Origin of the sequence: Nonomuraea sp. NPDC046570 (genome assembly GCF_040645915.1) — a bacterium.
Taxonomy (GTDB): Bacteria; Actinomycetota; Actinomycetes; order Streptosporangiales; family Streptosporangiaceae; genus Nonomuraea.
Genome location: NZ_JBEYZF010000065.1, coordinates 1 through 19726 on the forward strand (window position 1 = coordinate 1; position 19726 = coordinate 19726).

A 19726-nucleotide genomic window follows, 5' to 3' on the forward strand; every position below is an offset into this window, starting at 1 on the left:
CGACGTTGGCGCGTCGGCCTTATCTCGAAACCACATCGGATGATCCGGGAAGGTACACCCCTTCCCGGCAGATCCACAGGTTTCGATCATTGCTCGGGCCTCGTTCCGATCGGTTACCAGGGCTCTGAAGCTGCGCTCTTGCCTCATCAATCTGGCGCATGATGCGCGCGGCACCGCAGGCCTCCGCAGTTGAGCTGGCCGGCGTGAGCGTCCGCACGCTGCATCACTATGACGAGATCAGGCTCGTTCGGCCGTCGGCGCGGACCGTGGCTCGTAGTGCTGCACGAATAGGCGTGGCCTGCACCGAGTCGGGGATGGCGATGATCGCTTCCCGCAACATAACTGATCGTTTCCCAGCTGTTCGGCGCTTTCAAGTAGTGACAGCGCTCTGCGCGCGGCACACATCGGCGTGGAACCGGGAGGTCGTGCATCGTGGGGTTCAGGGCCCCTCGGTCCAGATGTACCAAGGGCCCTTAAAATGCTCGTACCAGACCTCGTCCGGGCCCGGTACCCGATCCGGGATGTAGGCGAAGCCGTAGCTCTTCCATCCCCATGTGACCGAGGTGACCACGAACTGCGTTCCTCCCGGGATCTTCTCCGTGTAGCCCACCCGATACAGGCCCCGCCACCGATCACGGCCATCGTCGTCGTCGCGCACCGACCGGGCGTAGCGCTCCAGGCTCGATTCCGACAAGGCGAAGCGCATGTGCAGGGGCGCGTCGACCGTGACCAGCAGCACGGTGCCCAGCACCAGTACGAGTGGGACGAACATCCAGGGCGCCCGCCCCCGCGCGCCTTCACCCAACAGTGCGGACCAGGTGATGGCGAGCGCCAGCCAGTACAGCGCCAGCAGCAATGCCCCGAAGGACAGGCCGGGAGTGCTCACCTCAAAGAGCGTCAGGAGCGAGGCGAGTCCGATGGCGCCGGTGAAAAGCAGGGCGAGGGGTTTGCGAGCCAGGCGCATGGGGCGATCTTGCCCTATACCGGGGCCAGCACATCGGTCCCACCGTCAATGCCGTTGGGCAGCCGGTTGGGCGAGTGCGGGGCGGAGGTTCCGAAACCCTCGCCGGACCCGTGCGGGTGTGAGCTGACCGGGTGGGGCGGGTTGCTCCCATGGATGGTGCAGGTCCTCGGTCAGGCGGCGGGCGAGGCGCAGCTGGGTGTGGGCGATGACGAGCAGCCAGGTCCAGCGGTCGGCGGCTTGGGCGGCGCGGAGCTTGGGCCGGGTCCAGCCAAGAGTCTGCTTCCAGAAGCGGTAGGTGTGCTCCAGGTCGAATCTGCGCAGGAACGCCTGCCAGTAGCGGTCCACATCAGCGCCGGTGGCACCGGTCTTGGAGGACCACAGCCAGACCGGCGGGGCGTCACGGCCGCTGGGCAGGTACTCGACCTTCAGCCGGATCAGGGTGCCCTCGATGATGGGCAGCTCACCCTCGTGATCGAGCCAGGCCGCGCGATGCGTCAGCCGTGGATGCAACCGATCCCACGCGCTCGCCTCGGCCTTGCCGTAGTGGGTCGTGTCGGTTGCGGTGGTCACCGCAGGTTCGGGCCAGGTGGCGGAGTCGGCCAGGGCGAACTCGCCGTGCTTGGGCGGCCGGCCGCCCTTGGGGTCATAGCGTCGTGGTGGAGCGGGCAGGCGCAGCACCCGGTCGGAGCGGATGCGCCCCAAAAGTTCGACCGGCAGGTCGCGCAGAACGTAGGCCAGGCGAGTGACGTCGTAGCCGGCGTCGGTCACGATGAGCATGTCCGGGTCCCCGCTGCGCCACTGCCCTGCGGCGATCAGGCGTTCGACCACCCCCCCGCAACTGGGAAGCGTGGATGCGGTGGATGCGGGCTTCCGGGCAACACCGATCTGCTGCTGGAGGGCGGACAGTCGGTTGCACCTGCACCCCCGCACGTCCGCGCGCAGGCTCTGTGGGTTGACGAGCGTGGCGGCCAGCGCCTGCTTGGGCTGACCCGCGAACGGGCTGTACGTCGCCCGCAGTTGGCCGTCCTTCTCCAGATCGGTCGAAGTCGGCGGTGACCGCCTGGCTGTCCCATGACGGGTGCCCCACTCTCCGCACGAGCAAGAGCCGAACACGCGCGGCCATCCGGCCTTGGCGGTCGCTTCCATGTCATGGCGGACGTCAAGACCGCACCCGCCGTCCCCACAGAGCTCTTGCGGCGGATCGTGGTCTCGTCCACGACCACCGCCTAGGGCCGACCGAGCCCATGAGCGTCCCCCGACACGGGCGGACCCAGTCCTGGCCTACACCCCACATAGCAACCTTAAAGCGGATTTATATACCACGCCTTCATAGTGTCCCTGGTGAGCGACAGCACACACCCAGCCGCCGCAACACAGGCCACATCCGAAGGAAGAGCATGAAATTCATAATCGGCATCGGCACGGCCGTCACCGCTGCCGCCTTGGCGTTCGCTGCAACACCAGCCATCGCAAACGCAGGCAACGCCACCACCGTCCAGGCGAGCACTCCCAGCGAGATGAGAATCGGTGACTGCAATGAGCGCAAGCAAAGCAACAGCCGGTACGGGGTGATCTCCTACTCGGTGCGATGCCAAGGTCCTCTTTCGGGCACAGCGAAATATCGAGCGGTAGGGAAGTGCAACGGTAGAGACGTTAAGGGCAGGTGGGAGAAATCCAGCTACCCCACAGCATACGGCCCCTCGTCGAATGTGCGTTGTTCCACCGGCCTGCGCAACTACCGCATGGAAGCGGCGACTTAACGCCTCGTCCACTGTTACGGCAGCTGTAGATCGGGATCTTCGAGGGCGTTGATCGCTAGGGCGGCCGCGGGCGCGAGAACGGCCACCAGCATCATGATCGTTTGTGATGACGAATCCTGACGCGGTGGCCGCAGAGGTCACCGTAGCGCATGAGCGCTGGCCCGCCTTCTTCACCGAGCTGATGGACCAGATAGCGGGCTGTTTCCCGCGCAGGGAAACCCGGCTGACCTGCCGCAACATGATCGAAGCGATGCTCACGGTCGAGGGCACCGCCAACTGCTGGACCCTGAGCGAGGCGATCGGGCATCGCGGTCCGCACCGTCTGCAGCATTTCCTATCACGGGCTCGCTGGGACCAGCACGCCGTCCGGGCCAGGGCCGCGGCCTGGGCCATCGACCATCTCGGCGCCGAGGATGTGGTGCTGGTGGCCGATGAGACCGGCGATGAGAAGTCCTCCACCGATGCCGTCGGTGCCGCTCGCCAGTACTCCGGTGCGCTGGGCGGAGTCGGGTTGTGCCAGGTGGCGGTGCATCTGACCTATTCCACTCGGGCCGGGCACACCCTGATCGACCATCGGCTCTTCCTGCCCAGCGCGTGGGCCGCCGACGAGGAGCGACGCGAGTTGGCCGGGGTTCCCCACGGGCTGATGTTCGCCACCAAACCACAGCTTGCGATCGAGATGCTCACCCAGGTACGAGCAAGCGGCCTCACCCGCGCCTGGGTGGCCGCCGATGAGGTGTATGGCGGGCGTGAGTCGCGTACGGCGATCCGCAGGCTGGGCTACGGCTATGTGATCGCCGTCAAGCCCTCTGTGTCAGGCTCACACCGACCCGTTCACGCCGTTCGCGAAGCTGCCGCACGCGGTCGCTCAGGACGATCGCATCTCCTACCGGGCCCGGGGGCTGCTGGCCGCGCTGTGGTGTGACCGACCCGGCTGGACGTTCACCATCGAGCACCTGGCCCGCACCCGGGGGCCCGCCGTGGAAGGGCATACCGCGATCACCCGGGCGATGCGGGAGCTGAGAGAGGTCGGCTACGTGTGCCGGACCGGGGTTCCGGCCCGGGGCGAGCAGCTGCGCACCGCCTGGACGTTGTACCGCGCGGCCCAGCCCGGTGGCCTGGAGGCGGCGGTGCCGTGGCTGCGCGGGCAGGCTCCCCGGGACCTCGTCAACACCGGACCGTGAGCGTCGGCCCGACCTTCACGGTTGATCCGCTCGTCACCACGCGGAAGGTGTTCTTCTTCATGTCCTTGCAGGTCGCACGGACGTGGAATGCCCCCGTTTGATCGCTGCGAAGCTTCCGCCCCGCTAGCCCCTTCCAATGAGTGATGCCGGCTATCTTCGTCTTCTTCTGGAGCGCCATCTGCCATTTACCGTTGTGGCTCCCGCGGCACGCATTTCTGACGGTGCCGTACATCCGCCACTTCCCGCCCTCGTACCGTCCCCAGGGACGGAGGACCGTGAGGCAGGCCGCAGATGAATTCGCCGTCGATCGGGCCTGTGCGCTCTGAGGCTGGGCGTGGATCGATTGCTGGGCCGCAGGGACGAGCGCGGTCGCCGTCGAGGATGCCGGGTGCGCCGGTGAGCTGGGAGCGATCATCAGCATGGACGCGGCACCCGTGACGCCGATGGAGGTGATGAGCCGTTTGGCGACCGAAGCCATAGGGTTCTCCCTTTCCGCCGTCGATTGAGCCTTGTGCTGATGAAGGTAGACCTGGACGCGTTGCTAGATCCATGTTTGTGACAGCATTCTGGGGCAAAACGCGACGGTATCGGGACTCTAGGTCTAGAGGAAGATCGTCCATCCCAGTTCCCCGAGCCGCCGGGCCGCCTCAACGCCGAGCCCCTTGTTGCCTCCGGTGATCAACACCGAGGTCTGTTCCGAGTTCGTCATGCCCCCTGAGACGAGATGCCCCCGATGGGCTGTGACACGGTGTGAGCGGCCTCACAATCGAGAGCTTGGGGGCTGGTACCGGCGGGGGCTGTGTCCATCAGTCAGCCAGTCACCAGATCAGGATCGCCGCGGTCGACACGATATGCGCCCCGCCGGGGATCCCGATGAAGGAAGTACGCGCGCGAGGGCTCAGAGATGTCACTGGCGGGGGTCGCTGTCTCGTCTAAGGGGTGCTGGCAATCCTCGATCAAGGAGTAGATGATGAACCTCGCGCTGTGGATCGCTGCCGGACTGCTGGCCGTGGTGGCCCTCAGCGGCGGCGTCATCAAGATGTTCGTGCCCAAGGAGAAACTGACTGCGGCCCCTGGTGGGGGGTGGACCGGAGAGGTCGGCGTGGGCTTCGTCAAGTCCCTCGGTGTCCTCGAGTTCCTGGCCGCGGCGGGCCTGATCCTGCCTGCCGCGCTCGGCATCGCACCGGTTCTGGTGCCGGTGACCGCCGTCTGCTGGACCCTGCTGATGGCCGGCGCGATGATCACCCACGGCCGACGCGGCGAATCCGCGTTCGCGGTGCTGAACCTGATCTTTCTCGCGGTTGCGGCGTTCATCGCGTGGGGCCGCTTCGTCCTCGAGCCCTTCACCGGCTGACGGGCGGCGACACACAGTTCCCGATCATCTCCCGCGGGCCAAGCTCGTTGAACGCTGCCCGGCCGACCACTGGGCGGCGGGTGACAGGCCGGGTCTCCCGGCAGTTGGGTTACCGTCGTCCTCGTGGACACCTCCCAGACCCCCACCCCTGATGGCAGGCCACAAAGCGACCGGGCCATGGCCGAAATGCTCTACCAGTTCGCCGAGCACGCCATTGGCCAAATCGGCTACGAGGACATGACCGCGGCTGAGTTGGCCGATCGAACTCCCGGCGAGCGGCTGGCCGATGCGCAGCTGCTGGTGCTCCAGGCGATCTACCGCGAGCTGCGTCACGGCCATGACCAGGCGGCCGCGCAGACGATGGCGCTGGCCGAGCACTCGACAGCGTTGAACGAGCACGCAAGCGCCCTGGGCAGCGCGAGTCACAGGATGGCCGGCCACGCCGACGCGCTCGACCGCTTCCGCTGACGCGGCGCCGATCTCCGGCTGCCGCCCACGCCGACAGCGCCGAGCCGTCCCGGATAACGACCATTTACGGGACGGCCCTCAAGTTCAGCTCAGGCAGGGGGTTCCACAAATCCGACCGCGAATGAGGAAGATCACCGCGTCGCGTGTGCGGTGGGTTGCCACGGGCACGACGTACAACGACACTCTGAACTGACGTCAGAACTGAAGATGGCCACAACAGACGCAGCCAGGGCTGCAAAGGGGTCACCCATGGAACTCCTGCTGGGCGTTGCGATTGTCATCGCGATCATCTACATGGTCGGCTCGGACGGGAACAGCGAGGAGCATCCCGGGTGGCGGGGGATTCCGAAGCCGAGCATCGACTGGGAGAACCCGCCGTTTGGAGTCGACAGGAAGTCCTGGAAGCGGACGCAGCGGAGGAATCAGCGGATCCAGCGGGAGGTCCGGAAACGGCCCCCGGACTTCGGCTAGAGGCCGGCCCATCTAGACCTAGAGGCTGCCTGAGATCTGTGAGACGGCACGGCACGGCGCCCGGCTCCCATCGGCCACCGCGCTACCTCTTAAGCTTCACGAATGGAAATCCGCCCCAGGACGCCTGAGGACCTTGCTGCCTGTATCGAAGCCCTCGCCGAAGTCCAGGCCACTGACCGTTATCCCGTAGATTGGCCAGCCGATCCCGGCGCCTGGCTGACGCCCGATGGCCTGGTCGGAGCCTGGATAGCGATCGAAGCGGAGGCGGTGCTCGGCCACGTGGCCCTGACCCACGACATGGAGGTCAGCCGTCTGTTCGTCACCTCCGCCGCACGCGGGCGCGGCCTGGCCGTCCAGCTCCTCGATGTCGTGCGAGCGGCCGCACTTGGCCCGCTCAAGCTGCAAGTCTCGTCTGAGGGCACGGCCGGGGTAAGGCTCTATGAACGATCCGGTTGGCGCAGGGTCGGCAGCACCCGTGCCACATGGCTGAACGCGGCTGGTGAGCCTGCCCTTCTCTACCACTATGTGAGCCCGCCAGGCGAAGGCCATCTCGCCCCCTAGATGTATCGCCCTTCTTGAGTGGACATTCAAGGACCTGCCTCATGATCAGTGAGACGACTCCTGCGGATGTGTTCTCATCCAATCTGATGCATCGCAGGCCGGGAGGTTCTCATGCCTCATGATCGACGAGACGGGACACTGGTCGATCACACTCTGACCCGGGTCCGGCGGAGGGCCTCTGGGACGCCAATGAGCCCGCCAATGCCCAGCAGGACCTTCTCCGCAGGTGAGCGCACGAACGGCGGCTGGTGACAGTGACGGCACCCCGATGAGCATGGGACAGGTGGGGATTGGGTTCACATGATGCGGTTGGTGCTGCCGTAGGGCAGCCACACGAGGGAGAAGAACGGTTCGATGGGTTCGGGCCCGGCCGGGGGTCGTGTGTAGCGGCAGGTGATCGTGATCGTGGTGCCGCGTCGCACGGGCACGCCGAACGGGGTCTCGGCCGGGATTTTGCTGGAGTCGGAGTTGTCGCTGGTGAAGACGGCCCGGTACTCCTGGGCGCCGCCGTCGGTGAGGGCGGTCACCTCCATCTGGGCGGGTGTCGCGCCGGTGACGGCTTGGACGCGGCCGATCAGCAGGCCGTCGGTGTCGGGCTGGAAGGTGTGCGGCAGCTCTCGTGCGATCTCGATGGGATGCCCGGCGCCGATCAGCCGCATCTTCCCGGTGGCGGTCAGGTTGTGGGTTCGCAGGTGGGGCAGGGCGACGGTGACCAGGGTGGTCAGGACGCGTTCGGCGGTGCTGCCGGGCAGGCGGGCGGCGAGGCGGAAGGCGGTGGTGTCGTGCAGGGGCGGGGAGGTCCAGGTGGTGACGTCGGAGACGTCGGCCTGCCCGCCGGAGCCGCTGTGCTCGCCTGCCCAGGTCAGGGTGTAGGTGGCGGGGGAGCCGCGCCAGGTCAGTTCGGTGTGCCCGCCGTTGAGCACCATGAGCGGCTCGGGCCGCAGGTCGCCGAAGAGGAACCCGTCGGGGAACTTCGGCAGCGGTAGGTCGGTCGCCTGGGTCTGCCAGGTGAGGCCGTCGGAGGAGGTTTCCTCCTCGATGCGCAGGCGCGCGGTGCCGGGGGTGGCGTTGGCGGTGACGCCTGCCAGTTCCAGGGTGAGCGGGGTGACGCCGAGTAGCCAGCCCCGGGGGCGGGAGGGCAGGGCGGTGAAGGTGACGGCGTCGGCGTCGGCGCGAGTGAATCGCCAGCCGCCGCCCTGGTCGGCGTCTTCGCCGCCGCGCACCGGCTGTGGGGCGATGGCGGCCGGAGCGTTGGTGAAGTGGGCGGCTCCGCTGCCGGTCGGCAGGGACAGCATGATTTTTCGGCAGAAGGCGGGGGCGGTGGCGCGTACGGTGAGCCGCAGGAGGCAGGGGCGGCCGGTCTGCGGTGGGTCGGGGTCGAGGGCCAGATCGTAGGTCAGCAGCATGGCGGCTCCCGGGAGGGCGGTCAGGCGGTGGGAGGGGTGATCTCGTCGAAGGTGCCGGCGCCCCGGGGCAACCACAGGAGGTTCAGGGTGTCGCCGTCGTTGCCGGCGTGGTTGAGGCGTACTTCGGTGTCGGCTGGGATGGGGATGCTGATCGGGGTCTCGGTGGGTGTCCCGGTGCTGTTGTCGGAGCTGAAGCGCATGGTGTACCCGCCGGTTGCGGCCCCGTAGACCCTCGCGGCGAGGGTGGCGGTCGGGAGCCCGCTGGCGGCCTGCAAGTAGCCGAGGATGGTGCCGTCGGTGCCTGCTTTGTAATAGCGGGGCTGGCCGCGCGGGGGCGCGGCGATCGCCGCCGGCGGCGCCTGCATCCGGACGACGCCGTTGGCCTGCAGGTCGCCGACCGTGAGGTTGGGCTCGGTCACCGTGACGGCGGTGGTGAGCGCGTAGATCAGCGGCGCGCCGCCGCCCGGGTCGGCCAGCTGTGCCTGGAGCATGAACCCGGTGGTGCGCTCCAGCTCCGGAGATTCCCAGCTCAGGTCGCCGGTGACGGACTGGCTGTGGTCGTCCCAGTGCATCGTGTAGGCGGGGCCGCGGCTGGCCTCCCACCGCAGAAGGACCTTCTCGCCGCGTGCCACGGAGATCTCGTTGGGGCGCAGGTTGTGGAAGGTGCCACGCGGAAGGGCGGATCGAGCTGCTTTTCTGCCGGGGTGGCGGAGGAGGTGGCGGCCGTCCACCTCAGGAGTGAGCGCAGACCGCGGGGCAAAACTTGGCCTCGGGGTAGCGTGCGGACGGCTTGTCCAGGAGGGGCTGCCGCTGCGACTTCAGGTGCTGGTTGAGGAAGGCCGCCACGTACGTGCGGGTGAGTTCTGCGCCACGGGCCGCGGGCAGCATGCCAGGGAGAGGTTCGAGGCCGAGGACGTCTGCCACCACCGGGATGTCAGTGAAGGACTGGTGTTCGGCGTCCGACAGCACGAGCCAGCGCTTCCACCCGGTCAGCAGCTTCCAGTCACGGTCCCACGAATTGTCGCGGCCGCCCGGGACATGCTCTTGCGAACCCAGGAACATGAAAGGCCGGGAGAGGCCGCTCTTGGGGATCCGGGCGTAGGTGGTGCCGTCCATGTCGATGCCGGCGCGTATGCGGGGGTCTTTGACCATGGCAGCCACGGCGCTGGCCCCGCCGATCGACTGGCCTACCATCGCGATCCTTTTGCGGTCGATCAGGTCGGAATGCTTCCACTTGGAGGTCAGCTGGTCGAGGACGAAGGAGACGTCGGCGGCCCGGCCCTGGACCAGCCCGGTGCCGAAGCCGGGGTCGGTGTCGCTGTCGCAGGCGAGGCATTCGGCGACCCGCCCGCCGGACAAGGTGGTGGCGTAGCTTTCGTAGGTGTGGTCGATCCCGGCCACGACGTAGCCTCGGCTGGCGAGGTCCTCGGCCAGGGAGGTGAGTGTGCTCATCGGTTTGGTGAAGCCGGGTGAGAGCACCACCAGCGGAAGCTTGCGCCCGGAGGGGTCGGCGTCCTTGACGGCGTTGGTTCGTGTCTTGCTCAGCGTGTTGTACGGCGCGGTCGCGATCCCGGAGCCTTTCAGGAGGAGTTCCGCTTCCTTGGCTGTCATGTAGGGCGCGCGCTGCCCGTCGCGCTGCTTGGTCGGATACCACAGGGTGACCTTGAGCTCCCTGGCGTCGACGTCGGGGTCCCAGGGATCGGGGCGGGAGGTGTCGGTCAGATGCAGGGCGGTGGTGCCGACCGGCCGGGGGCTGGTGGGGGCGGGCAGGGTGGCGGGGCCGGGCGGTTTGGCCTGCGGGGCGTCGGCTCTGGGCGGCGCGGGCGCGGAGCAGGCGGACGCGGCGAGGACGGCCAGTCCCGCGGCGAGGGCTAGGAGTCTTCTCATGGCGAGGTCCCTTCACGTGTGCAGCAAGGTCAGAGCCTTGGCCAGGGCGGGGTCGCGTCCGGCGGCCGCGTCCTGCGGGGTCAGGGGCACGTAGTGGTCGGGCGGCACGCCGATTCGGTCGATCACCTCGCGGTTGGGCCCGAGGTGGTGTCTGGCGGGGAGGCTCAGAAGGGTGTTGTTGGCGAGCAGGTACGTCTGCGCCGGGCCGGAGATCACGCCGGCGGTTCTGGTGCCGACCAGCGGGCCGATGCGCAGGTCCTTGACCGCGGAGCTGAAGTGCTCGCACGCCGAGGCGCAGCTGCGGTCGGTGAGCACTGCCAGCGGCAGGTTGAGCAGTTCGACGGTGTCGTCGGTCCGCGCGGGGGCGCATCTGCCGTCGGCGGTGCACTGGTAGGCGGTGACCTTGCCGTGGACGAACGCGCTCAGCAGCCGGGTCGCCTCCACGGGGCTGCCGCCGCCGTTGCCGCGCAGGTCCAGCACGACGCCGGACAACGTCCGGCCCTTTCGCATCCGGGTGATCGCTCGCAGGACCCGGTTGGCGCTGTCGGGAGCGAATCCGGTCATCCGTACGTAGGCGATGTCGTCTTCCAGCAGCTTCGACCTCACCAGCTGCAGGTCGGGCAGGTCTCGCTGGTAGAGGCCGGGCTTGAGCGTGACCGTCCAGCGGCGGCCGGTGCTGTGCCGCAGCAGCCGCAGCTGGACCGGCCGTGCTTGCGGATACTCCGGATACAGGGCGGCGATCGCGGGGGTGGCCTTGCCGTCGATGAACGGCGCCGATCCGTTGATCGATTCGATGATGTCGCCGGGGCGTAGTCCGGCGGTCTGCGCGGCGCCGCCTTGCACGGTGGTGACGAACAGCGGGACGACGGCGCTGCCGGGGTTGGCGTTCACCTGCGTGTCGGTGACGTTGGCCGCCAGGCCCAGGCCGTAGCCGTCGCCGTCGTAGGAGTCGGGTGGCCGCTTGTTCTGGTGCGTCCAGCGGGCGTGGTTGTCGCCGAGGCCGGCCACGATGGCCTGCAGGGTGACCCCGGCCAGCTTGTCGCGCAGGTCGGGGACCTGGTCGGTGATCTTGCGGTAGGCGGCCTCGTAGGCGGTCCAGTCGGCTTTGCGGTCGCCGGTCAGCGCCGGCATGGTCGCCTCGGGAACCTCGCGCCCGTCGCGGTTGATCTCCTGGGTCAGGGCGATGAATCCGGCGATCAGCAGCGAGCGGGCATCCAGCGTGGCGCCGCTGTAGTAATTGCCCAGGATGCAGGCATAGGCCTGTTCGATGACGTCGATCGTGGTGGCCGTCTCCGCTTCCGGAGGGCCCTGGGGTGGTGCGCAGGCCGTACTTCCTCCTGTGCCCGCCTGGCTGCGTGGCGGTGTCGGCGCGGTGCAGGCCGCCGCCAGGAGGAGGGCGAGACCGAGGGCGGCGATCCTGGCGAAGGTCATGACAGGCGTCTCCGGATCCACCAGAAGGAGAACCACGCGAGGCCGAGGGTGAGCAGGGCGTAGATGGCGGTCTCGATCCACTGGAAGGGCCAGAAGCGCTCCAGGGGCTGAAAGGTCGCCTTCTGCTGGTAGCCGAGGCGGTTGATCTCGATCCAGCACGCGTCCAAGCTCGGTGGTCCCCCTGCCGGTGCGCAGGGTCCCGAGGTCGCGGACAGGGGGAGGGGCGCTTCTTCGCCCATGCCGGCGACCGTACGTCCGGACGGATCGAGGAGGTCGCTGGACAGGACCCAGGCGCCGGCGTGGCCGGGAACGCCCGGTTGCATGGCGATGTGGATGGGTCCGCCTCCCTGCCCCTCTACGCGGATGCCGCCCCCGTTCACGTGGCTGAGCTCGAAGGCCGCGGTGACCGGAGGCATCAGGTGGGGCCGGACCAGCAGCGGCATGGCGAGCTGGACCGCGGCGAAGACGACCAGGGTCAGGGCCATGGCGGGCAGCGTGCGGCGCACCAGCGCGCCCACGGTCACGCCCAGGACGAAGGCGAAGGCCGCATACCCCATCGGGGCGATGCCACGCGCGCCGAACACCAGGGGAGCCATCAGCGCCAGATCCAGAACGGCCGACTTGTCCAGGGGGTCGGACCACCAGGTCACCACGAGGCCGCTCGCGGCGGCGGCGGCCATGGCCGCCAGGCCGACGATCCCGAGCTTGACCGCCAGCCAGCGGCCGCGGGTGATGCTCTGATTCCACACCAGCAGATGCGTGCCCACCTCCAGCTCGCGAGTGATCAACGGTGCCCCCCAGAAGAGCCCGGCCAGAGCGGGCAGGGCCAGCACGACGAAGCTGACGGCCACGAAGAGGAGCTGATGTCCGTCGAAGAAGCGGTCGAAGAATTGGTCGCAGGTGTTGTCCGGGGTGCAGGCGGCGATTCCGGTGGAGTAGCGGGAGGCCAGGTCCGGGCCGGTCAGGGCCAGCGCGGCCGTGAGGATGACGAGTACGGCGGCCGTCATCACCGCCGAGCCGCGGAACTGGCGCCAGGTGAGCCAGATCATCGCCGCACCTCCGCGACGGCCCGCCGGTTCTCGTCGGCGTGCTTGTCCATGTAGGCCAGGACGAGGTCTTCCAGGCTGAGCTGGGTGACCGTCCAGGCGGGGTCGTGGATCGGGGCCTCGGTACGGACCACCAACGTGCTCTGCCGGTCGGTGTGGCGCGTGGAGACCACGTGCTGCCCGACGGGGAGCCGATCGAGGGCGCGGCGCGGGCCGGTGAGCCGGTGATGGGTGGCCAGCATCTGGCCGACCTCCCCGGCCATCCGGACGCGGGAGTCGACGAGCACGATCACGTAGTCGCAGACCCGTTCCAGGTCGGAGACCAGGTGGGAGGAGAGCAGCACGCTCAGCTTGTGCGCGACGGCAGCCTCCGTAAGCCCCTGCAGGAACTCGCGGCGGGCCAGCGGGTCGAGCGAGGCGACCGGCTCGTCCAGGATCAGCAGTTCGGGCCGTTTGGCCAGGCCCAGGGTGAGGGCGAGCTGGGCGCGTTGGCCGCCAGACAGCTTGCCCGCCCGTTGGGCGGGGACGAGGCCGAGCTGCGCGATGCGCTCCCGTGCCATGGCGGCGTCCCAGCGTGGGTTGAGCCGGGCTCCCAGCCGCAGATGTTCGGCAACGGTCAGTCCGGCGTAGACGGGGGTGTCCTGGGCGACGAACCCGACCTTGGCCAGCTGCGCGGGCGTGTCCCCGGGCCGGCCGCCGAGCACGATGATGCCGCCCGTGGTCGGTTCGAGCTGGCCGCTGGCCAGCTTCAGCAGCGTTGTCTTGCCGGCTCCGTTCGGGCCCACCAACCCCACGACGTGGCCCGCCGGGATGTCGATGGTGCACTCGCGCAGCGCCCATCGCTTGCCGTACTTCCTGCCCAGTGCCTGGGCTTCTAGGACAGCGGTCACGCTATGTCCTCCTGAGCGGTGGTCCGAAAGGTAGTCATGAACAGCGCCTCGATGCTTTCGTCGAGGCCCAGGCCGGAACCGCGGCTCCAGAGCGGCGGGATGGCAGGAACGAAACTAGGCACTGCCCATGCCGATGCGCGTCGGCCGTCATACCGAGATCGCATACCTCCTGAGAACGAAGGGCCGCCAGGTCATCCCTGCGATCTACTCCCCAAGACCGTGAACCCCGTCACAACGGCCGATGCGGGACGGACAGGCAGGCGTGACAATGTGCCGGTGGAGACTGGTGAACGGCCGCCGTGGTGGCGGCATGTGCTCGACCTGGACAGCCGGCTGGACGAGGACTACCCGGACCGGCGTGGCGTCCGGGGCACGCTGGGGCTGAGTGGCGACGGACCCCCAAGGCCGTCTCGCAGAGCACTCGCCGCCGACGTGGTGGTCGCGCTCGTTCTGACGGTCATCGTGGTGGCCGTATCGGCGAGATATCCAGTGATCGGCCCTGTCGCGGATCAGCCCGACATGATCGAGTACTTGCGGCTCGGACCTGCCCCCTCCTTCCCACCGCCAGCTCCTGATCTCCCGGCAGCTCCTGATTTCTCGACCGGCAACCCAACACCTCCTGGCGTCCTGTCCAACGACCCATCCCCACCCTCAGGCAACCCATCCGGCAACGCGCCTGCCCGGCCTCTGCCCTACGACCCGCCCGCGTTCCTTGTGGCGCTGACGGCGTTACCGCTGGCGGCGCGGCGCCGGTACCCGCTTATCACCTTCTGGGTGATGCTGGCCGCGGCGCTGGCCACCCACGCGGGTGCCACCTGGATCACCGTGCTGACCTGCGCTGTCGCCGCGTACGGTGCCGTCGTCTACAGCCGTAAGAGGTTCCTGGCAATGGGTGGCCTCGTGCTCGCGGCCGGGCTCGCCGGTGGCGCCTTCCGGGACGTCGCGCCTGCGCTGCCGAATTGGATGGGCCCGTTCGTCGTCCTGCTGAGCGTCGGCGTCTTCGCAAGCTTCGTCCGTTTCTGGCGGCGACAGCTGGGAGCCAGCCGGCATCGGCTCGCCGGGCTGCAGCAGGCGCAGGCGGACGCCATGCGCAGGGCTGTCGCGGAGGAGCGGTCCCGGATCGCCGCCGAGCTCCACGATGTGGTGACCCACAATGTCAATGTGATGGTGATCCAGGCCGGCGCGGCCCGCAGCGTGATGGACGTGGAGCCGGAACAGTCGAAGCAGGCTCTGCTTGCGATCGAGTCCGGCGGCCGGGCCGCCATGGCCGAACTGCGCCATGTCATGGGCCTGCTCGCCGGCCCGGGCGGCGAACGCCTCGACGGGCCATCCGACGGGCTCGAACCCCAACCCGGGCTCGAACAGCTCGACGGCCTGGTGGAACGAGTCCGCGCCGCCGGAGTGCCGGTGCGCGTCACGGTGTCGCCACCCGGGCCATTGCCTCCCGGGATCGACCTCGCCGCCTACCGCGTCGTGCAGGAAGCCCTCACCAACACGATCAAGCACGCGCCCGGGGCCGCCGCGTCCGTGACGATCGGCCATGACGGCGACTGGCTGGAGATCGAGGTGAGCGACACCGGCGGGACACGGAGCGCCGGGCCGCGGACCGGCGACGGCAGGGGACTGATCGGGTTGCGCGAGCGGCTCGCGGTCTACGGCGGGACCCTGGACGCCGGACGGACGGCCCGGGGCGGATTCCGGATCAAGGCCCGCGTCCCGTGGAGGACCGCATGACCGAGCGGTTGCGCGCCGTCATCGCCGACGACCAGGCACTGGTACGCACGGGGTTCCGCATGATCCTCACCGCCAACGGCATCGACGTGGCGGCCGAGGCCGCCAACGGGGACGAAGCGGTCGCCGCGGTCCGCCGTACCAGGCCCGACGTCGTGCTCATGGACATCCGGATGCCGCAGATGGACGGCCTCGAAGCCACCCGGCGGATCCTCGGGGGCGGTGCCGAGGACACCCGCGTGCTGATCCTGACCACCTACGACCTCGACCACTACGTGTACGCCGCGCTCGCCGCGGGGGCGAGCGGGTTCCTGCTCAAGGACGTCTCACCCGAGCACCTGGTGGCCGCGGTACGTCTGGTGCGCTCCGGCGACGCCCTGCTCGCGCCCACCATCACCCGCCGCCTGGTCGAGCGTTTCGCCCGCCGCGACGACGCGAAGCCCACCCTCCACCGCGATCTGCACCAGCTGACGCCCCGGGAACTGGACGTGCTGCGCCTGCTCGCCACCGGCCTGAGCAACGCCGAACTCGCCGACCAGCTGACCCTCAGCGTGGCCACGGTGAAGACCCACGTCGCCAGCATCCTGTCCAAGCTCGACCTGCGCGACCGTGTCCAAGCCGTGGTGGTCGCCTACGAGACCGGCCTGATCTCTCCCGGCGGCACCGGCTGACCTGAATCCACGTGGACACCAACTCCCGACACACCGGGAGACGTTCCGGAGCGATCCGCGTCCCCAGAACCCATGTGACGGCCCGGAACTCTGTCCTACGTGATGAACCTGAAGCACGACGGCGTACGGCTGCTCGGCTGACCGCGCTGTGGTCGCCTTGATCGCTCCACGTCGGCAGAGGTGCCCGCCCTCAGGGGCTGCTCTCCCAGTGGCGCCATCCTGCGGCTGTTCTCGACGTGCCCCGGCCGCCGTACGGGCGCCATCGTGCGCCAGTACGGCGGACGCAGGATGAGGAACGCTGCGCACCAGCCAAGCTTTGCGGGTGCGGGTGCGGGGCAGCTACCTCCAGTTCAGGACCAGTTGGGTATGACGCTTGCGGAAGATCCTCCCGACGGTCGGCACCGGCCGGGCGGCGTCGACGGGGTAGAGGGTGAACGTCGGGATGGGGTGGGGTCGCCAGTCGCGGTCCCACGTCCGAACGTGATCATGGAGCTGGTGGGCAAGTTCGGCGCTGGCGGGCCCGTACCCGCAGACGCCGAACTCCCACCGGCGTTCCGCCCCCTCCTCTGCCCGGGGTATTTCGCGGATCGCGAGGTAGGCGAAGCTATCTGGGGTGATGAGCACGGGGCAGTACCAGCGCATCGCCAACTCAACAACCAGGACGCAGTCGCGGTCCCGGTCGTGCCAGATCATGCCGAACCGGTCATCCACGGTCGCGATCCACACATGCATTGAGTCGAACGGCTCACCCCGGCCGACTGTGACGCCAGTCCACGACTCGGTGCGGTCGCCGATCAGCGCCAGGTCGAGCGCGGTCACGTCAAGCGTGGGGCCCTCTTCCAACGTCAGCCTCACCGCACCGTCGGCCAGGAGCACCTCTTGATCGGGCAGCGCCTCGGCCCCCTGCATCGGGACTTCCCTGAAGATTGAGCGTGTTCAGCGCATTCAGAGTGCCAGGGGAGGGTCCTGTTGAGTGAGTGGCGTGTGGAGTGGGTGCCCGATGCGGGGCGGTGGGGCTCGCTACCGGCGGAGGGTGTTCTGGGAGTGCGGGACCTGCCGGAGGCAGTGGCTCGGATGGGGCTCCGGCCGGGTGATCCGGTGTTCTTGGCGCCGGACTGCACGGTGGACCGGGATCTGCTGGACTACGTACGGTCGTCGCAGTTCCAGCGGTTTGTTCAAGTGGGCGAACGTGCGCCCGCTTTCGGTGGACATCTCCGAACGTGAGGACCAGGCCCCGGACGCGGTCAGCTCACGGGTGTCGTGGCTGACCCCTGCTCCAGACCAACACGCGCTACCGCCGGTAGCCACGGCCCGGTTGTCGTCCACTCTCGGTACCACCGTCGCCCCGCTCGGCTTGGCCTTCGCCGTGCTCCAGGCCGGGGGAGGAGCCGCCGCGCTCGGCCTCGTCCTCACCGCCGGCATGCTGATTCTCATCGTGGTCACCCCGGTCGCCGGGGTTCTGGCCGACCGCGTGCCGCGCATGACGATCATCATCGTCTGCCAGCTCACCTGTGCCCTGACCCAGCTGATCGCCGCCGGCCTGGTCATGACGGGGATGGCGCGCACCTGGTCGCTGGCTGTCCTGGCCGCCGTCACCGGGGCCGTGAGCGCCTGCTTTCAGCCCGTGGTCAAAGGCGTCGTTCCCCAACTGGTCGACTCCGACGACCTGGTGCCGGCGAACGCTCTGCTACAGATCGGCAACAACGCCATCGCCATCTCCACGCCCGCAGCGGCCGGCGCGATCATCGCGGCGAGCGGACCTGGCTGGATTCTGCTCTGGGACGGCGTCACCTTCCTGGCTTCCGCCGCCGTCTTCGCCACGCTGCGGCTGCCGCCCGCGGGAGGCCTCGAGCGGCACCGCTTCACCACCGACTTCGTCGAGGGCTGGCGTGCCTTCACCGGCCTGCGCTGGCTATGGTGCCTCACCCTGCTCGGGATGATCACCTCCGCCTGCTGGGCGGCCGGAATCACCGTCCTGGGGCCTGTCTATGCCACCGAGCAGATGCAGGGCGCGGTGAGCTGGGGGCTCGTCTCCTCGGCGATCGGTGTGGGGCCGGCCTGCGGGTCGCTCGCTTCCCTGCTGCACGCGCCTACCCGGATCGGGCTGCTGGTCTGCTGTGCGGCCATCCCCGAGGCGGTCTTCCTGGCCAGCATGAGCTTCAACGCGGCCCTGCCGGTGATCGCGATGGCGGGCGCGTTCACCGGCGCCGCAGGCACGCTCCAGCTCATCAACTGGACGGCCTACTTGCAGCGCGTCGTCCCCGAGGCCCAGCTGAGCCGGGTCCTGGCCACTACCGCCACGATCGGGACGCTGCTGACTCCGATCTTCTACGCGGCCGCCGGCCCCGTCGCGCAGGCGACAAGCACACGGGTGGTGCTCGGCGTGTGCACGATCGCCGTTATGAATCGCCCCTCAAAACGCACTCATCGGCACAGGTCGCCGCGCGTCAGGGCGCGACGGCCGCAGCCTTCGAAGAATGAGGTGCATGAAGAATGCTCACGACCGGCATCAAGGTGAGCCGGGACATCCTGGAGAAGCTGGGCGAGGACGGGGTTCGCGACGTGTGTGCGTGCCTGTGGGCCGTCGACTGCCAGACCTGCGGGCGGTTCCTCGGAGACAATGGCCTGCATGTCTGCTATGCCCGAGAAGCATGTTGAGGCCGCATCTTCGTCGCGATTCAATGACTACGACAGGATCGCCGAGGGGTACACGGCCGAGAACGAGACCAGTCTCGTAAACGCGTACTACGAACGGCCCGCGATGCTGGAGCTCGCCGGGGACGTGACCGGAAGGCGTATCCTCGACGCCGGCTGCGGCTCGGGTCCCCTGTTCTCCGCGCTGCGCGATCGAGGCGCCATCGTGACCGGCATCGACGCGAGCGCCGGGATGCTGGAGATGGCCCGGCGGCGCCTGGGCGCCGACGCGGATCTGCGGGTCGCTGACCTGGCCAGCCCACTGCCCTTCCCTGACGACGCATTTGACGACGTCATCGCATCCCTGGTGCTGCACTACCTGCAAGACTGGGGACCGACACTGGCCGAGCTGCGACGCGTGCTGAGGCCTGGCGGCCGACTCCTCGTCTCGGTCGATCATCCTTTCGCCATCACCCTCATGCAGCACATGGCCGGGGAAAAGCCCAAGTACTTCGAGACCCGTAACCGGACCGAAGAATGGACCATGGGCGGGCAGACCGCCCAGATGAGCTTCTGGGACCGGCCGCTGCACGCGATGACCGAAGCCTTCACCGCGGCGGGCTTTCGCATCAGCGTCATCAGCGAACCGCCCGCTGTGTCGGAAGCCCGCGATGTGTTCCCCGAGGAGTTCCGCGAGCGCACCGGCATGAGCTTCCTGAGCTTCCTGTTCTTCGTTCTCGAAGCCGACTAACGGCGCCTCGTAACGATCAATTGTCATGGCTTAGCGCTTCAGCGAGCGATTCCCGCCAACTGAAGCGCTAAGTCACACAGACGATCGCCCGCGCGCAGGTCGACTTGCCAGAGCCCGACTCGCCGACCAGTCCTAGCGCACCTCCTGGGGGCAGGTCGAGCGTGATGCCGTCGACGACCGTCATCGCCGCGCGGCCGCTACCGACCCGCACGCGAAGGTCACGCACCGACAGTCCGTTCACCGCTTCATCTCCTGTTCTTAGCCAGATACTCGGGATCGACCACGAGCTCCTCCTAGGTGACGCAGCTCGGCGCGCGGCGTCGATCAGGTCGGGTTCGGCGTCGGTCAGCCAGTCCCGGAGAGCGCCCAGGAGGGTGAGCGCAGCCAGCGCCTCGTCACCGGTCAGGGTGTGGTTGGCTCGCGGCTCGGTGAACTGCAGCAGCGAGGCCAACTGTCCGGCGTAGATGGGCTCGCTGCCGGGTGGGCGCCAGCGCGCACCGCCTGCGGGGTCGTCGTC

At 68.5% G+C, this 19726-nt stretch carries 22 protein-coding genes; 11 read left to right on the top strand and 11 right to left on the bottom strand.

The genetic code is table 11. The annotated features are described in order from the left end of the window. Positions 1-161: 161 nt before the first annotated feature. Positions 162-527: a MerR family DNA-binding transcriptional regulator gene (locus ABZ911_RS41230; RefSeq protein ID WP_358069565.1), complete on the top strand. Its 366-nt coding sequence runs from the start codon at positions 162-164 to the stop codon at positions 525-527. Here ABZ911_RS41230 and ABZ911_RS41235 read toward each other — a convergent pair. Together ABZ911_RS41235 and ABZ911_RS41240 are read right to left on the bottom strand one after the other, a co-directional pair. Beyond that, positions 440-964, bottom strand: a complete 525-nt coding sequence (locus ABZ911_RS41235; RefSeq protein WP_358069502.1) for a hypothetical protein — start codon at positions 962-964, stop codon at positions 440-442. The two genes, ABZ911_RS41230 and ABZ911_RS41235, sit on opposite strands and share 88 nt — an antisense overlap. 45 nt (positions 965-1009) lie before the next feature. Further along, the gene (locus ABZ911_RS41240) at positions 1010-2110 is read right to left on the bottom strand and encodes a transposase (protein WP_358069505.1); all 1101 of its coding nucleotides are present in this window, start codon (positions 2108-2110) and stop codon (positions 1010-1012) included. Between the two features lie 720 nt (positions 2111-2830). Here ABZ911_RS41240 and ABZ911_RS41245 point away from each other — a divergent pair. After that, on the top strand, positions 2831-3649 hold the full coding sequence (locus ABZ911_RS41245) for an IS701 family transposase (protein WP_358069508.1): 819 nt from the start codon (positions 2831-2833) through the stop codon (positions 3647-3649). Between the two features lie 55 nt (positions 3650-3704). Further along, a complete protein-coding gene (locus ABZ911_RS41250) occupies positions 3705-3908 on the top strand; it encodes a hypothetical protein (RefSeq protein WP_358069511.1) in 204 nt (67 codons plus the stop codon). On the opposite strand, the gene ABZ911_RS41255 is transcribed toward ABZ911_RS41250, so the two are convergent. Then, a complete protein-coding gene (locus ABZ911_RS41255) occupies positions 3892-4386 on the bottom strand; it encodes a hypothetical protein (protein ID WP_358069514.1) in 495 nt (164 codons plus the stop codon). The genes ABZ911_RS41250 and ABZ911_RS41255 overlap by 17 nt on opposite strands. Before the next feature lie 492 nt (positions 4387-4878). Between ABZ911_RS41255 and ABZ911_RS41260 the strand changes: the two genes are divergently transcribed. The 4 genes from ABZ911_RS41260 to ABZ911_RS41275 all read left to right on the top strand — a co-directional run bounded on the left by ABZ911_RS41260 (position 4879) and on the right by ABZ911_RS41275 (position 6762). Next, positions 4879-5262, top strand: a complete 384-nt coding sequence (locus tag ABZ911_RS41260; RefSeq protein ID WP_358069517.1) for a DoxX family protein — start codon at positions 4879-4881, stop codon at positions 5260-5262. A 123-nt stretch (positions 5263-5385) separates the two neighbouring features. After that, on the top strand, positions 5386-5730 hold the full coding sequence (locus ABZ911_RS41265; RefSeq protein ID WP_358069520.1) for a hypothetical protein: 345 nt from the start codon (positions 5386-5388) through the stop codon (positions 5728-5730). Positions 5731-5979: 249 nt separating this feature from the next. Next, a complete protein-coding gene (locus ABZ911_RS41270; RefSeq protein ID WP_358069523.1) occupies positions 5980-6201 on the top strand; it encodes a hypothetical protein in 222 nt (73 codons plus the stop codon). Positions 6202-6303: 102 nt separating this feature from the next. Further along, entirely contained in the window at positions 6304-6762 is a 459-nt protein-coding gene (locus ABZ911_RS41275; protein ID WP_358069526.1) for a GNAT family N-acetyltransferase, read from the top strand. Positions 6763-7058: 296 nt separating this feature from the next. On the opposite strand, the gene ABZ911_RS41280 is transcribed toward ABZ911_RS41275, so the two are convergent. From ABZ911_RS41280 to ABZ911_RS41305, 6 genes are all read right to left on the bottom strand, one after another. After that, a complete protein-coding gene (locus tag ABZ911_RS41280) occupies positions 7059-8168 on the bottom strand; it encodes a hypothetical protein (RefSeq protein ID WP_358069529.1) in 1110 nt (369 codons plus the stop codon). Positions 8169-8188: 20 nt separating this feature from the next. Further along, positions 8189-8800 carry a hypothetical protein gene (locus ABZ911_RS41285; RefSeq protein WP_358069532.1) on the bottom strand — a complete coding sequence of 204 codons (612 nt, stop codon included), beginning with the start codon at positions 8798-8800 and terminating at the stop codon, positions 8189-8191. 100 nt (positions 8801-8900) lie between these two features. After that, positions 8901-10055, bottom strand: a complete 1155-nt coding sequence (locus tag ABZ911_RS41290; RefSeq protein ID WP_358069535.1) for an alpha/beta hydrolase — start codon at positions 10053-10055, stop codon at positions 8901-8903. 12 nt (positions 10056-10067) lie between these two features. Next, positions 10068-11522 (bottom strand): S41 family peptidase, encoded by a 1455-nt coding sequence (locus tag ABZ911_RS41295; protein WP_358069538.1) that lies wholly within the window; start codon positions 11520-11522, stop codon positions 10068-10070. Further along, positions 11483-12535 carry an ABC transporter permease gene (locus ABZ911_RS41300; RefSeq protein ID WP_358069541.1) on the bottom strand — a complete coding sequence of 351 codons (1053 nt, stop codon included), beginning with the start codon at positions 12533-12535 and terminating at the stop codon, positions 11483-11485. Before ABZ911_RS41300 ends, ABZ911_RS41295 begins: the two co-directional genes overlap by 40 nt. Further along, the gene (locus ABZ911_RS41305; protein WP_358069544.1) at positions 12532-13422 is read right to left on the bottom strand and encodes an ABC transporter ATP-binding protein; all 891 of its coding nucleotides are present in this window, start codon (positions 13420-13422) and stop codon (positions 12532-12534) included. The genes ABZ911_RS41300 and ABZ911_RS41305 overlap by 4 nt, the downstream gene beginning before the upstream one ends. A gap of 312 nt (positions 13423-13734) precedes the next feature. Between ABZ911_RS41305 and ABZ911_RS41310 the strand changes: the two genes are divergently transcribed. Beyond that, the gene (locus tag ABZ911_RS41310; RefSeq protein WP_358069547.1) at positions 13735-15156 is read left to right on the top strand and encodes a histidine kinase; all 1422 of its coding nucleotides are present in this window, start codon (positions 13735-13737) and stop codon (positions 15154-15156) included. Beyond that, complete coding sequence (locus ABZ911_RS41315) at positions 15153-15824, top strand: response regulator transcription factor (protein WP_358069550.1); 672 nt, start codon at positions 15153-15155, stop codon at positions 15822-15824. The genes ABZ911_RS41310 and ABZ911_RS41315 overlap by 4 nt, the downstream gene beginning before the upstream one ends. Positions 15825-16163: 339 nt before the next feature. Here ABZ911_RS41315 and ABZ911_RS41320 read toward each other — a convergent pair whose 3' ends face one another. After that, the gene (locus ABZ911_RS41320; RefSeq protein WP_358069553.1) at positions 16164-16733 is read right to left on the bottom strand and encodes a hypothetical protein; all 570 of its coding nucleotides are present in this window, start codon (positions 16731-16733) and stop codon (positions 16164-16166) included. 280 nt (positions 16734-17013) lie between these two features. On the opposite strand from ABZ911_RS41320, the gene ABZ911_RS41325 reads away from it, so the two are divergent. Both ABZ911_RS41325 and ABZ911_RS41330 read left to right on the top strand, forming a co-directional pair. Further along, complete coding sequence (locus tag ABZ911_RS41325; protein WP_358069556.1) at positions 17014-18342, top strand: MFS transporter; 1329 nt, start codon at positions 17014-17016, stop codon at positions 18340-18342. 120 nt (positions 18343-18462) lie between these two features. Further along, complete coding sequence (locus ABZ911_RS41330) at positions 18463-19209, top strand: class I SAM-dependent methyltransferase (RefSeq protein ID WP_358069559.1); 747 nt, start codon at positions 18463-18465, stop codon at positions 19207-19209. A gap of 67 nt (positions 19210-19276) precedes the next feature. Here ABZ911_RS41330 and ABZ911_RS41335 read toward each other — a convergent pair. Beyond that, positions 19277-19726: ATP-binding cassette domain-containing protein (locus ABZ911_RS41335; protein WP_358069562.1), on the bottom strand; the 450-nt coding region annotated here is incomplete at its 5' end.

Bases quoted from the DNA above. Each gene is read 5' to 3' on its own strand.
- ABZ911_RS41230 (WP_358069565.1), top strand. From the start codon at position 162: ATGCGCGCGGCACCGCAGGCCTCCGCAGTTGAGCTGGCCGGCGTGAGC.
- ABZ911_RS41235 (WP_358069502.1), bottom strand. From the start codon at position 964: ATGCGCCTGGCTCGCAAACCCCTCGCCCTGCTTTTCACCGGCGCCATC.
- ABZ911_RS41240 (WP_358069505.1), bottom strand. From the start codon at position 2,110: ATGGAAGCGACCGCCAAGGCCGGATGGCCGCGCGTGTTCGGCTCTTGC.
- ABZ911_RS41245 (WP_358069508.1), top strand. From the start codon at position 2,831: ATGACGAATCCTGACGCGGTGGCCGCAGAGGTCACCGTAGCGCATGAG.
- ABZ911_RS41255 (WP_358069514.1), bottom strand. From the start codon at position 4,386: ATGGCTTCGGTCGCCAAACGGCTCATCACCTCCATCGGCGTCACGGGT.
- ABZ911_RS41260 (WP_358069517.1), top strand. From the start codon at position 4,879: ATGAACCTCGCGCTGTGGATCGCTGCCGGACTGCTGGCCGTGGTGGCC.
- ABZ911_RS41270 (WP_358069523.1), top strand. From the start codon at position 5,980: ATGGAACTCCTGCTGGGCGTTGCGATTGTCATCGCGATCATCTACATG.
- ABZ911_RS41275 (WP_358069526.1), top strand. From the start codon at position 6,304: ATGGAAATCCGCCCCAGGACGCCTGAGGACCTTGCTGCCTGTATCGAA.
- ABZ911_RS41280 (WP_358069529.1), bottom strand. From the start codon at position 8,168: ATGCTGCTGACCTACGATCTGGCCCTCGACCCCGACCCACCGCAGACC.
- ABZ911_RS41290 (WP_358069535.1), bottom strand. From the start codon at position 10,055: ATGAGAAGACTCCTAGCCCTCGCCGCGGGACTGGCCGTCCTCGCCGCG.
- ABZ911_RS41300 (WP_358069541.1), bottom strand. From the start codon at position 12,535: ATGATCTGGCTCACCTGGCGCCAGTTCCGCGGCTCGGCGGTGATGACG.
- ABZ911_RS41315 (WP_358069550.1), top strand. From the start codon at position 15,153: ATGACCGAGCGGTTGCGCGCCGTCATCGCCGACGACCAGGCACTGGTA.
- ABZ911_RS41320 (WP_358069553.1), bottom strand. From the start codon at position 16,733: ATGCAGGGGGCCGAGGCGCTGCCCGATCAAGAGGTGCTCCTGGCCGAC.
- ABZ911_RS41330 (WP_358069559.1), top strand. From the start codon at position 18,463: ATGCCCGAGAAGCATGTTGAGGCCGCATCTTCGTCGCGATTCAATGAC.